At 65.2% G+C, this 13144-nt stretch carries 10 protein-coding genes and 1 pseudogene; 10 read left to right on the top strand and 1 reads right to left on the bottom strand.

Translation table 11 applies throughout. The features are described 5' to 3' along the window. Positions 1-22: 22 nt before the first annotated feature. The 6 genes from pbpC (at position 23) to G8O24_RS23280 (ending at position 6967) form a co-directional block, all read left to right on the top strand. The gene (gene pbpC / locus G8O24_RS23305; protein WP_188103395.1) at positions 23-2083 is read left to right on the top strand and encodes a penicillin-binding protein 1C; all 2061 of its coding nucleotides are present in this window, start codon (positions 23-25) and stop codon (positions 2081-2083) included. A gap of 50 nt (positions 2084-2133) precedes the next feature. Next, complete coding sequence (locus tag G8O24_RS23300) at positions 2134-3876, top strand: ArnT family glycosyltransferase (protein ID WP_188103394.1); 1743 nt, start codon at positions 2134-2136, stop codon at positions 3874-3876. A 1-nt stretch (position 3877) separates the two neighbouring features. Next, complete coding sequence (locus G8O24_RS23295; RefSeq protein ID WP_188103392.1) at positions 3878-4723, top strand: phosphatase PAP2 family protein; 846 nt, start codon at positions 3878-3880, stop codon at positions 4721-4723. Positions 4724-4788: 65 nt separating this feature from the next. After that, positions 4789-5523 (top strand): glycosyltransferase family 2 protein, encoded by a 735-nt coding sequence (locus G8O24_RS23290; protein WP_188103390.1) that lies wholly within the window; start codon positions 4789-4791, stop codon positions 5521-5523. Then, positions 5520-5858, top strand: coding sequence for a lipid-A-disaccharide synthase N-terminal domain-containing protein (locus G8O24_RS23285; protein WP_188103388.1), 339 nt, complete (start codon positions 5520-5522; stop codon positions 5856-5858). The genes G8O24_RS23290 and G8O24_RS23285 overlap by 4 nt, the downstream gene beginning before the upstream one ends. Before the next feature lie 68 nt (positions 5859-5926). Continuing rightward, a complete protein-coding gene (locus G8O24_RS23280; RefSeq protein ID WP_188103386.1) occupies positions 5927-6967 on the top strand; it encodes a hypothetical protein in 1041 nt (346 codons plus the stop codon). Positions 6968-6988: 21 nt separating this feature from the next. Here G8O24_RS23280 and metC read toward each other — a convergent pair whose 3' ends face one another. Further along, on the bottom strand, positions 6989-8173 hold the full coding sequence (gene metC, locus G8O24_RS23275) for a cystathionine beta-lyase (RefSeq protein WP_188103384.1): 1185 nt from the start codon (positions 8171-8173) through the stop codon (positions 6989-6991). Between the two features lie 394 nt (positions 8174-8567). Here metC and G8O24_RS23270 point away from each other — a divergent pair, with 394 nt between their 5' ends. From G8O24_RS23270 to G8O24_RS23255, 4 genes and pseudogenes are all read left to right on the top strand, one after another. Then, positions 8568-9584: an amino acid ABC transporter substrate-binding protein gene (locus G8O24_RS23270; RefSeq protein WP_188103382.1), complete on the top strand. Its 1017-nt coding sequence runs from the start codon at positions 8568-8570 to the stop codon at positions 9582-9584. Between the two features lie 24 nt (positions 9585-9608). Next, positions 9609-10814 (top strand): annotated as a pseudogene (locus G8O24_RS23265) (amino acid ABC transporter permease). Beyond that, the gene (locus G8O24_RS23260) at positions 10811-12331 is read left to right on the top strand and encodes an amino acid ABC transporter permease (RefSeq protein ID WP_188103380.1); all 1521 of its coding nucleotides are present in this window, start codon (positions 10811-10813) and stop codon (positions 12329-12331) included. The pseudogene G8O24_RS23265 and the gene G8O24_RS23260 overlap by 4 nt, the downstream one beginning before the upstream one ends. Positions 12332-12342: 11 nt before the next feature. Then, positions 12343-13080 (top strand): amino acid ABC transporter ATP-binding protein, encoded by a 738-nt coding sequence (locus G8O24_RS23255; protein ID WP_188103378.1) that lies wholly within the window; start codon positions 12343-12345, stop codon positions 13078-13080. Positions 13081-13144: the final 64 nt, after the last annotated feature.

Here is a 13144-nt window from a genome sequence, read left to right as displayed (position 1 = left end):
CAGCGGAGCAGGGCGCGCGAATATGCGCATCCTCTCCGTCGCCGCGATGGTATTCATCCTCGCCATCATCGGCTTCGTCGCCTGGGTTTACTCGCTCGGCCCGCTTCCGCTCGACGAGGCGCGCCGCGTCTCCACCACCATCGTCGATCGCAACGGCAAACTGCTGCGCGCCTATGCCATGTCCGACGGACGCTGGCGTCTGCCGGTCGATACAAGAGCCAACGTCGATCCGACCTACCTGAAGCTGCTGTTCGCCTATGAGGACCAGCGCTTCTATGCACATGACGGCATCGATCCGCTGGCGCTGGGACGGGCGGCGTTGCAGCTCGCCACGCGTGGCCACATCGTGTCGGGCGGCTCGACCATCTCGATGCAGCTGGCGCGGCTGATGGAGCCGCGGCGGCAGCGCTCGCTTTATGCAAAACTGCACCAGATCGTGCGCGCGATCGAATTGGAGCGCAGCTTGAGCAAGGACGAGATCCTCGACCTTTACCTCGCGCTTGCGCCCTATGGCGGCAACCTCGAAGGCATCCGTGCCGCATCGATCGCCTATCTCGGCAAGGAGCCGAAGCGGCTGTCGCTGGCCGAGGCCGCGCTGCTGGTCGCGCTGCCGCAATCGCCGGAGACGCGCCGGCTCGACCGCTTTCCGGAAGCGGCCCGCATCGCCCGCGACCGCGTGCTCGAGCGGATGGTCGAGGAGCACGTGGTCAGCATCGACGAGGCGAGGCAGGCCAAGGCCGTGCCCGTGCCAAAGCTCCGCAAGCCGATGCCGATCCTGGCGCCGCATGCGTCCGACAGTGCGCTGTCGACCGTCAGGGATACGCCTGTTATCAAGCTGACGCTGGATTCCAATCTCCAGAAGGTGCTGGAGCCGCTGGCGCGCGACCGCGCCATTGCGCTCGGGCCGAACATCTCGGTCGGCATCATCGTGGTCGACAATGACAGCGGCGATGTGCTCGCACGCGTCGGCTCGGCGGATTATTTCGACGAGAGCCGGGCAGGGCAGGTCGACATGACCCGCGCCATCCGCTCGCCGGGCTCGACGCTGAAGCCCTTCATCTACGGCCTCGCCTTCGAGGACGGCTTCGTTCATCCCGATAGTCTGATCGACGATCGTCCGGTGCGCTTCGGCTCCTATGCGCCGGAGAATTTCGACATGACGTTCCAGGGCACGGTGCCGGTGAAGAAGGCGCTGCAGCTCTCGCTGAACGTGCCGGCGATTGTGCTGCTCGACCGCGTCGGCGCGAGCCGGCTGGCCTCGCGGTTGCGGCAGGCCGGCGGCAATCTGGTTCTGCCCAAGGACGAGGCTCCAGGCCTTGCGATGGGCCTCGGCGGCGTCGGCGTGACGTTGCAGGATCTCGCGCAGCTCTATGCAGGCTTCGCCCGGCTCGGCACCACCAAGCCGTTGCGCGAGATCATCGCCGCCAAGGATGATCGCGAGCCGCTCCGGCTGTTGGATCCGGTCGCGGCCTGGCAGGTGGGCAACGTGCTGCTGGGAACCCCGCCGCCGGAGAACGCCGCTCACAACCGCATCGCCTTCAAGACCGGCACCTCCTACGGCTATCGCGATGCCTGGTCGGTCGGGTTTGACGGCCGGATGACCATCGGTGTCTGGGTCGGCCGGCCCGATGGCGCGCCGGTTCCCGGCCTGATCGGCCGGGTGGCTGCCGCGCCCATTCTGTTCGATGCTTTCGCGCGTACCGGCAAGACGCTGGCTCCGCTGCCCAAACCGCCGAAGGGAACCCTGGTCGCCAGCAACGCGAAGTTGCCGTTGCCGCTGAAGCGGTTCCGCCCAGTCGGGGAGCTGGTGCGGACCGGCGGCGAGCAGGCCCTTCACATCCAGTTCCCGCTCAACGGCTCGCGGATCGACGTCGATCGTTCGGGCGGCACGAAGGCCGCCGCGATGCCCGTCAAGGTCGCCGGCGGGGTATTGCCGATGACTGTCATGGTCAACGGAACCGCACGCGGCGAGATCGACGGGCGGCGGCAGCGGCTGATCGATCCACCCGGCCCGGGCTTTGCAAGGCTGACCGTGATCGACGCCACTGGCGCCGCGGACACAGTCGTCATTCGAATTCAATGACGGCGGCTTAAGCGGTTGTGGCGATGGCGGTTTCAGCGTAAGCGGAACCAATGGCCGAGACCTACCCAACCCCCCGTTTTGGAGCGCCCCGAGAGCCGAAAACGCCCGTAAATCCGGGCAGCCGGCTCGTGGTGGTGCTCGACTTCGTCACCGCCAGCCACGCCCGCGCCGTGGGTTTCTTGGTGGTGTGCGCGCTGCTGCTGTTCCTGCCCGGATTCTTCACCATCCCGCCCGTTGACCGCGACGAGGCGCGGTTTGCACAGGCCACCAAGCAGATGGTCGAGAGCGGGGACTACGTCGATATCCGCTTCCAGGAAGACGTCCGCTACAAGAAGCCGGTCGGCATCTACTGGTTGCAATCCGCCGCGGTCGAGGTCGCGACGGCATTGAAGCTGCCGAAGGCCGAGTTGCGGATCTGGGTCTACCGGTTGCCGTCGCTGATCGGCGCGATCGGTGCGGTGCTGATGACCTATTGGACGGCGCTGGGCTTCGTGACACGCCGCGCCGCGGTTCTTGCCGCGCTGCTGATGTCCGCCTCCGTGCTGCTCGGGGTCGAGGCGCGTCTCGCCAAGACCGACGCCATGCTGTTGTTCTGTGTCGTCGCCGCCATGGGCGCGATGTCGCGCGCCTATCTGTCCTGGCAGCGTGCCGAGGACGAGACCCACCCGCCCTGGAGCTGGCCCGCGATCTTCTGGACCGCGCTCGCGGCCGGCATCCTGATCAAGGGCCCGCTGATCCTGATGTTCGCCGGGCTCACCATCGTCGCGCTCGCGATCCAGGACCGCGATTCCTCTTGGCTGTGGCGCTTGCGTCCCGTCTGGGGCCTGATGTGGATGCTGGTGCTGGTGCTGCCCTGGTTCGTCGCCATCTTCTGGCGCGCCGGCGACGCCTTCTTTGCGGATTCCGTCGGCGGCGACATGCTCAGCAAGATCGGCGCGCAGGAGTCGCACGGCGCGCCGCCCGGACTTTATCTGGCGCTGTTCTGGATCACTTTCTGGCCGGGCGCGCCGCTTGCGGCCATGGCGGCGCCTGCGGTGTGGCGGGCGCGGCGCGAACCCGGCGCGCAATTCCTGCTGGCCTGGCTGATCCCGTCCTGGATCGTGTTCGAGGCGGTGCTGACCAAGCTGCCGCACTACGTGCTGCCGCTCTATCCCGCGATCGCGATCCTCACGGTTGGCGCGCTGGAGCGGCGTGTGCTGTCGCGCTCCTGGCTTGCACGCGGCTCGGCCTGGTGGTTCGCGATTCCGGCCGCCGGCTCGATCATCGCGGTGGTCGGCGCCGTCATGCTGACGCGGCAGCCGGCCTTCGTCGCCTGGCCGTTCATCGCGGCCTCGCTGATCTTCGGCCTGTTCGCCTGGTGGCTTTACGACAACAACCGCGCCGAGCGCTCGGTGCTCAACGCGCTGGTCGCCGCGCTGATGCTGGCGGTCGTGGTCTATGGCATCGTGCTGCCGTCGTTGACGCCGCTATTTCCGAGCATCGAGGTCGCACGCGCGTTGCGCAACGTCAGCTGTGTCGGACCGAAAGCGGTGTCGGCCGGCTATCACGAGCCGAGCCTGGTCTTCCTGACGGGAACGCAGACTCTTCTGACCGACGGGTCCGGCGCCGCCGACTTCCTCAGGCAGGGCAGCTGCCGGTTTGCGCTGATCGAGCAGCGCTCGGAGCGCAGCTTCGTGCAGCGTGCCGAGGCGATCGGGCTGCGCTACAAGGTCGGCGCGCGGATCGACGGCTATAATTTCTCGCAAGGGCGCGCGATCTCGATCTCCATCTTCCGCTCCGAGGATACCGAATAGCATGTCTGTCGCGCCCACCATCGCGCCGCGTGCGAGCTACCCCCTGCAGCTGCTCACGGTCGCGGGTCATGCTCTGGCGCAACTCGTGCGCGCTCCCTCGCATTCGCGTCGCGCTGCGGCGGCGCGGAAGCTGGCGCGGCATTCGCTGTGGCTGAGCGCGGCCGGCGCGGCCCTGGTCATCGTGCTGATGCTCGCGTTCGATCGGAGCGAGATCCAGCTGATGCCGGCGCGCGGCACGCCGGCGCTCTGGCCGATCCGCATTCTCACCGATTTCGGCAAGGACGAGAATGTGCTCTGGGTCCTGGGCGCAGCCCTGATCATCGTGGCGCTCATTGCTGCCGGGATGCACGGCACCCGCCGCACGCTGCTGCTCGGCTTTGGCACGAGGCTGCAATATCTGTTTCTGTCCGTTGCCTTGTCGGTGTTCGTCGCCGAGATCCTGAAATATCTCGTCGGTCGCGGGCGGCCGTTCGTCGGCGGCAAGGCGGATCCGTTCAACTTCATGCCGTTCGAAGGCACCGGGGCTTATGCCAGCCTGCCATCGGGGCATGCGGTGACGGCGTTCGCTCTTGCCTTTGCGGTCTCGGCGCTTTGGCCGCGCCTGCGCGTGTTCATGTTCACTTACGCCATCGTGATCCTGCTGACGCGCCTGGTGCTGCTGGCGCACCACCCGAGCGACGTCACTGCCGGCGCCCTGGTAGGCATGGTCGGCGCCATGGCGGTTCGCTACTGGTTTGCGGCGCGCAGGCTTGCCTTTGCCATCCGCGCCGACGGCACCATCGTGCCCCTTCCAGGCCCGGCTCCCGGACGCTTCAAAAGGGTTGCCCGCGGCCCGTCCGCCCCATAAAAGCGGCTGCCTGCCGGGGCCGCTGGTTCCCCAGGGCGCAGGCCATCCAACCACGAGTCCTCGATTTGTCGTCGTCCCAGCCATCGGTTTCCATCGTTGTCCCCGTGCGCAACGAAGCCGGCAACATTGCGCCCCTGATTGAGGAGATTACGGCCGCGCTCGATGGGCGCTGGGCCTATGAGATCATCTATGTCAACGATGGTTCGACCGACGCGACCGGCGAGCGGCTCGCGGAGATCATGACGCAGCGGGACAATCTGCGGCAGTTGCGTCACGCCAAATCGGGCGGCCAGTCGGCGGCGGTGCGCAGCGGCGTGCGCGCCGCCCGCGGGGCGATCGTGGCGACGCTCGATGGCGATGGCCAGAACAATCCCGCCTTTCTGCCGGACCTGATCGCGGCCGTCGAGAAGGGCGCAAATGTCGGGCTGGCTGCGGGACAGCGCGTCGGGCGCAAAGACACCGGCTTCAAGAAATTCCAGTCGCGGGCCGCAAACAAGATCCGCAACGCAATCCTGAAGGACGGCACGCGCGACACCGGCTGCGGGCTGAAGGCGTTCCGGCGCGAGGTCTTCCTGATGATGCCTTATTTCGACGGGCTGCATCGTTTCCTGCCGGCGCTGATGCGCCGTGAAGGTTTCGACATCGCCTATGTCGACGTGATCGACCGGCCACGCCATTCCGGCGTGTCCAATTACGGGTTCTTCGACCGGCTGTGGATCGGGATCATGGATCTCGCCGGCGTGTGGTGGTTGATCCGCCGCAAGAAGCCGACGCCAGAGGTGACCGAGGTGAAGGCATGATCATCCAATACGGCCAGGCACTGAGCAACTATCTCTACGACGTCTTCGTTGCCAAGTTCGATTTCTGGCTCGCCTTCGGCCTCGTCGCGCAATTGTTCTTCACGGCACGCTTCCTGGTGCAGTGGATCGCGAGCGAGCGGGCCGGCAACAGCGTGGTGCCGATGGCGTTCTGGTTCTGCTCGATGGGCGGCGGCCTGATGACGCTGGTCTACGGCGTCGTGAAGCGCGAACCCGTCATCATCCTGGGGCAGGCGCTGGCGACGATCATCTATGTCCGCAACATCATGCTGATCGTCAAGAACCGCGGCCGTACGTCGAAGACGCTGGAGCGGTGAGGCGGCGGGGTATCGCACGCCCGCGATTGACTTTATGATGCAGGCTGGCCAGCAGTTTGCGATGCTCAATGACCCTCTTCAGGCAATCCCACTTTACTGCGCCCGACGTACGCTCGCTGTGCTGGCGCGGCGATGACCTCGTAGACTGGGTCGGGGGCGGGCGCGCATTCACGATCGCCGGCGAGGAGCAGCGCTCGAATGTGAGCTACGGATACCGGTTCGATGCCGCCACGGCGTCGCCTGACGGCCGCTTTGCCGTGATTTACGAGAGGCTCGGCACGAAGGGGCTTCTGCTTCGGGATGGTCGGGTTGTTCGTGAACTCGACCGCAGCTACGACCACGCGGATGCCTACGAATTTCCCGTCGTGCTGTTCAATGGCCCGGACGGGCGCCCCTTGCTCGCGCACTGTCCCGGAGACTACTGCCGCCTCGAATTTGAGGAAGCCGAAACCGGTCGTTCGCTCACCGCATCGGCGGATCGCAAGCCGACTGATTTTTTCCATTCGCAGTTGAGAGCAAGCCCCCGCGGAAAGCGTCTGCTGAGCGCCGGGTGGCTATGGCATCCCTTAAGTCTCGTGACGTGTTACGACGTCGCGCAAGCGCTCGCGGACCCGCGGCACCTCGATGACAGCCATGGACTCGGCGCATCGTTCAATCCGGGTTTGGCCGAGGAGAGTTCGGCCTGTTGGCTCGATGATGACCATCTTGCCGTGGCGGCTTCGGCCGAACCTGAACAGGATAGCATCGAGGAAGACATAGAACCGCGTCTTCACCCTTGCGGGCTCGCCGTCTACAACGTCGTCAGCCGAACGTGCCTGCAGGCCTTCAAGATGGGCGAGCCGCCCGGCACGATGTTCCCGGTCGGGAAAGGCCACGTTCTGTCGCTCTACCGGCATCCAAAGCTGATTGAGCTTTCGACCGGCAAAGTCCTCCATGCCTGGACCGAATTGTCCTCTGGCCGTCAGGATGGAAGCATCATGTGGGGCCTCAGCGACGACGCGATGCCACCCCCCATGGCGTTCGACCCCACGAGTGGCCGCTTCGCCATCGCCAATCGCGACACCATCACGGTGCTGGAATTCAATCTACCTGCATTTAGCGCGATGTAAGGCCGAATCCGGCGGCCTTGCTCACATCGCCGCCTTGAGGGCAGCGAAGCCGCGATCGAGATCCGCCTTGAGATCCTCGGTGCTCTCGAGCCCGATATGCAGACGGAGAGTCGGGCCGCCCGGCGCCCACTTGGTCGCGGTGCGATAGGCGTCGCAATCGAACGGAATTGCCAGGCTCTCGAAGCCGCCCCAGGAGAATCCCATGCCGAACAGCTTGAGCGTGTTGAGCATGGTGTCGACCGCTGTCTGCGGTGCCGGCTTCAGCACGATGCTGAACAGGCCGGAGGCGCCGGTGAAGTCGCGCTTCCAGATCGTATGACCCGGATCGGTCTCGAGACCGGGATGCAGCACGCGCGCAACCTCCGGCCGGTCCGCGAGCCAGCGCGCCATCTCAAGACCCGAGCGATGATGCTGCGCGAGACGCACCGACAGCGTGCGCAGGCCACGCAGGGCGAGGAAGACGTCGTCAGGGCCGGCGCAGACGCCGAGCAGGCGGATGCCTTCGGAAATCTGGGGCCACGTCTTGGCGTTGGCCGAGATGGTGCCGAACATGATGTCGGAATGGCCGCCGATATATTTGGTGGCCGCCTGCATGCTGATGTCGACGCCCTGTTCGAGCGAGCGGTGATAGAGCGGGGTTGCCCAGGTGTTGTCGTCGATGACGAGTGCGCCCTTGGCATGCGCAACCTCGGCGATGGCGCGAATGTCCGGCATCTCGAAGGATTGCGAGCCGGGCGCCTCGACCAGCACGGCGCGCGTGTTGGCTTTGAACAGCTTGTCGATGCCGGCGCCGATCAGCGGATCGAAATAGGTGGTCTCGACGCCGTAGCGCGCGAGCATGCCGTTGCAGAAATTGCGGGAGGGTCGGTAGACGTTGTCGACGACCAGGATGTGGTCGCCGGCCTTCAGCACCGAGAGCAGTGTGGTCGAGATCGCCGACAGGCCGGATGGCACGATGCCGATGCCGGCGCAGTCCGGGCCCTCCAGGGCCATCAACGTCTCCTGGAACGCCCGGGTCGTCGGGCTGCCGTGGCGGCCATAGGTGAACTCGCCGCGATGGGCGTGCAGGTCCTCGGCGGTCGGATAGAGCACGGTCGAGCCGTGGAACACCGGCGGATTGACGAACCCCTTCTGCGCCTTGGTGTCGCGACCGGAGGTGACCAGCCGGGTCTCGGCGTGCTGCGGTGTGGGGGACGAAGAATCCATGCGTCTGCTTTCAAAAGCGCGTTCCCGCCGGGCGCGGATCGCACGGGCGGGACGGCGCCGTGGCCGTGGATGTTAATAACAGAACACAGAAGAGTCCCGTCAACCCCTTGACCCGGCTCGCCAGTCGTTCTGTGATGCGCAGGTGCTATTCAGTCGCCGCATGTTGAGGGGCAGCCGCGACCTTCGATCCATCGTCTGACCGGACCTTGCGTCACAGCCAGAAGGCGGGGCGCCAGCGGCGGGGATTAGGGTATGGCCTCTCGGATGGGCGGGTGTTCGGCAAGAGTTCCCAGCATGACTCTTGCAAGGCGGGTCCTAAGTCGGATTGCCCTGGCAGAGACGATCCTGAGACAACATTCCTGACCTTGAGACGACCTTGAAAGGCCTTCAGCCCATGAAACGCGTATCCCTGGCTCTCACTCTTGCTCTCGCCGCCGGCCTCTCTGCCCAAGCCGCCGACGCGCAAACGCTCAAGACCGTCAAGGACCGGGGCATGCTGTCCTGCGGCGTCAGCCAGGGCCTGCCGGGATTCTCGGCGCCCGACGACAAAGGCAACTGGACCGGGATCGACGTCGACGTCTGCCGCGCCATTGCGGCCGTCGTCCTGAACGATCCGACCAAGATCAAATTCGTGCCGCTGTCGGCCAAGGACCGCTTCACGGCGCTGCAATCCGGTGAAATCGACGTGCTGTCGCGCAACACCACCTGGACGGTGTCGCGGGACACCTCGCTCGGTGCCAACTTCACCGGCGTCACCTATTATGACGGGCAGGGCTTCATGGTGAAGAAGTCGCTCAAGGTCAATTCGGCGCTGGAACTCAACAGCGCCTCGGTCTGCGTGCAGACCGGCACCACCACCGAGCTCAACCTTGCCGACTACTTCAAGGCCAACAACATGAAGTACGAGGTGATCGCGTTCGGTACGATCGACGAAGCGGTGAAGGCCTACGAGTCGGGTCGCTGCGACGTCTTCACCGACGATTCGTCGGGCCTCTATGCCAGCCGCCTGAAGCTGACCAACCCCGCCGACCATGTCGTGCTGCCCGAGATCATTTCGAAGGAGCCGCTGGGTCCGATGGTTCGTCATGGCGACGACCAGTGGTTCGACGTCGTGAAGTGGACGCTGTTTGCGATGGTCACGGCCGAGGAGCTCGGCATCACCCAGAAGAACGTCGACGAGATGGCGAAATCGGACAAGCCGGAGCTGAAGCGGGTGCTCGGCAGCGACGGCAATCTCGGCGAACAGCTGGGCCTGACCAAGGACTGGGTGGTCCGGATCGTGACGGCGGTCGGCAATTATGGCGAGTCCTTCGATCGCAATGTCGGCACCAGCTCGCCGCTTGGCATCAGCCGTGGCCTCAACAATCTCTGGACCAAGGGCGGTCTGCAATACGCGCCGCCGATCCGCTGATCGGCAAGCGCGCAGGCTGCGCCGATGGCCGCCGAGGCCCGGAAACCGCCACTGCAAATCGCGCTGAAGCTGAAGCGCGCGCTCGGTGGCAAGGCAGGCTGGAACGGCGTCGCCGTCCAGCTTGTCTTCGGCGCGATCCTGGCCTGGATTGCCTATGAGATCATATCGAATGCGCGGACCAATTTGGAAACCCAGCATATCGCCGCGGGTTTCGGGTTCCTGCAAAACAGCGCCAGCTTCGACGTCAATCAGACCCTGATCTCCTATTCGGGGTCTGATACCTAGTTCCGCGTGTTCATCGTCGGCGTGCTGAACACGCTGCTGGTCTCGGTGGTCGGCATCTTCTTTGCCACCGTGATCGGTTTCGTCGTCGCCCTCTGCCGTCTGTCGCCCAACTGGCTGGTGTCGCGCGTCGGCGGTCTCTATGTCGAGGCCATCCGCAACCTGCCGCTGCTGTTCCAGATCCTGTTCTGGTATCTCGCCGTGCTCGCGGCATTGCCGCCGCCGCGGCAAAGCATCTCGATCTTCAGTGCCTTCTTCCTCAACAATCGCGGCGTGATCGTGCCGTCGCTGCTGGGGCAGCCGGGCCTCATTCCCTTCCTTGCGGTGCTCGCTTTCGGCCTCGTCGCGTCACTGGCGCTGCGCAGCTACGCGCGGCGGGCGCTGTTTAACCAGGGCCGTGCGATCCGGACCTGGCCGTACGTGCTGGCATTGCTGGTCGGACTGCCGCTCGGCACGATCGCTGCGTTCGGTCCGCCCGTCACGTTCGAACTGCCGCAACTCAAGGGCTTCAATTTTGCCGGCGGCACGCGAGTCATTCCGGAACTCGTCGCACTGACGGTCGGGCTGTCGACCTATACGGCGTCCTTTATTGCCGAGATCGTCCGTGCCGGCATCCTGTCGGTCCATAAGGGGCAGATGGAGGCAGGCTCGTCGCTGGGCCTCAGCCGAGGCGCGACGTTGCGGCTGATCGTGGTCCCGCAGGCGATGCGCGTGATCGTGCCGCCGCTCACCAACCAGTACCTCAACCTGACCAAGAATTCGTCGCTCGCGGTCGCGATCGGCTATCCCGATCTCGTCTCGGTGTTCGCCGGCACGGCGCTGAGCCAGACCGGACAGGCGATCGAGATCCTCGTCATGACGATGGGCGTCTATCTCCTGATCTCGCTCGTCACCAGCGCCATCATGAGCGTCTATGGCTGGCGCATCAGCCGGAGCCTGGGTGCATGACCGATATCGTCGCCTCGTCCTTTGTCCGGCAGGACCTGGTGGCCGAGCGCCCGGCGCCCGTGAAGACGTCCGGCTTCGTCGGCTTCGTCCGCACACGCCTGTTGAACTCGCCGACCAATATCCTGCTGACGATCCTCGGTCTGTTGCTGGTCTGGTACACCGTCGTTCCAGCCATCAAGTTCCTGCTGGTTGATGCAGTTTGGAGCGGCAAGGATCGCACGGCCTGCCTCGCCGAGAATGCCGGCCATCCGGTCGGCGCCTGCTGGCCCTTTATCCAGGCCAAGTCCACGCAGCTGTTCTACGGCTTCTATCCCGAGGCCGAGCGCTGGCGGGTCAATCTGACCTTCGCGCTCGGCGCTGTGCTGCTGTTGCCGCTGCTCGTTCCGCGGCTGCCGGCGAAGAGCCTGAATGCCGGACTGTTCTTCTTCGCCTTTCCCGCGGTCGCATTCTTCCTGTTGCACGGCGGCGGCATCACTGGCTTCGGCGTCAGCTGGGTTGCAGGCCTGCTTCAATTGTTCGCCGACAGCATCAGCGGCGCCGGTGCCATCCTGGTCGGTCTGAGCAAGACTTCGGCCGCTGGCCCGCTGCTCTGGGCGGCGGGCAGCCTCACCGCGCTGATCGGCACGTTGCTGCACTGGGTGATCTTTCCACTGACCTGGCTGCGCGATCAGATGCAGGCGGCCGGGCAGGGGCCTTGGCTCGATCTATCGATCACCGCCGTGATCGTCTCGGTGATCCTGTTCATGCTGGGCGGCGGCGCGCGCGCCGGCTCGCGGCCCCTGATGGCCAGCCTCGCCACGTTTGCCGGAATTGCCGCCGTGATCAAGCTGATGGGGCTCGATCATGGCGGTTTGCCGATCGTGGATACGCGGCTATGGGGCGGGCTGCTGGTGACGCTGGTGATCGCGATCACCGGCATCGTGGCGTCATTGCCGATTGGCATCGCGCTCGCGCTCGGGCGGCGCTCGACCATTCCGCTGATCCGGATCTTCTCGATCACCTATATCGAGTTCTGGCGCGGGGTGCCGCTGATCACGGTGCTGTTTTTCGCGACCTACATGCTGCCGCTGTTCCTGCCGGGCAACTTCACGGTTGACGGCCTGGTGCGGGCGCTGATCGGCGTGTCGCTGTTCACCGGCGCCTATCAGGCGGAGAACCTGCGCGGCGGTCTGGCGGCGGTGCCGCGCGGGCAAAGCGAGGCGGCCTCCGCGCTCGGGCTGTCCTGGTGGAAGACCACCTCGCTGATCGTGCTGCCGCAGGCGCTGCGCCACGTCATTCCCGCCATCGTCAACAGCTTCATCTCGCTGTTCAAGGACACCTCGCTGGTCTCGATCGTCGCGTTGTTCGACCTGCTCGGCTCGCTACGCGCCTCATTCGCCGATCCGGTCTGGACCACGCCGTCGACCGCGTTCACCGGGTTCGCGTTCATCGGCATCATCTACTTCATCTTCTGCTTTGGAATGTCGCGCTACTCGCTCTTCGTCGAGCGTCGTCTCAACGCCCACCGCCGCAACTGATCGAGGTCACCATGTCCGACCCCATCGTCAACATTTCCGGCCTCAACAAATGGTACGGCGAGTTTCACGTGCTGCGCGACATCGACCTCGAGGTCGAGAAGGGGGAGCGCATCGTGATCTGTGGGCCCTCGGGCTCGGGCAAGTCGACGTTGATCCGCTGCGTCAACGCGCTGGAGGAGTTCCAGGAGGGCGAGATCGTCGTCGACGGCATCGAGCTCGGGCCGAACCTCAAGCATGTCGACGCGGTCCGCCGCGAGGTCGGCATGGTGTTCCAGAGCTTCAATCTGTTCCCGCATCTCACCGTGCTGGACAATTGCACGCTGGCCCCGATCTGGGTGCGCAACATCCCCAAGAAGGATGCCGAGGCGACCGCCATGAAGTTCCTGGAGCGGGTCAAGATCCCGCACCAGGCCAACAAGTTTCCCGGCCAGATGTCAGGCGGCCAGCAGCAGCGCGTCGCCATCGCGCGCGCCCTGACCATGAATCCCAAGGTGATGCTGTTCGACGAGCCGACGTCAGCGCTCGACCCCGAGATGGTCAAAGAGGTCCTCGACACCATGGTCGACCTCGCCGAGGAGGGCATGACCATGCTGGTGGTGACCCACGAGATGGGCTTTGCCAAGGAAGTCGCCAACCGGGTGGTGTTCATGGATGCCGGCCAGATCATCGAGGCCAACACCCCGAACGAATTCTTTGCGGCCCCTCAGCACGCCCGCACCAAACTGTTCCTGAGCCAGATCCTGCGCTGATCTCCGCAACATCCCGGAGGGCCGGCCGCGCAGCCGGTGAGGGCGGCGAATCAGCTAGACTCCC

The sequence above is a fragment of the Bradyrhizobium campsiandrae genome (genome assembly GCF_014529705.1).
In the GTDB taxonomy this organism is placed as follows: Bacteria; Pseudomonadota; Alphaproteobacteria; order Rhizobiales; family Xanthobacteraceae; genus Bradyrhizobium; species Bradyrhizobium campsiandrae.
Note: the sequence above shows the minus strand (reverse complement) of the source record. Positions and strands in the feature narration are given on the sequence as shown.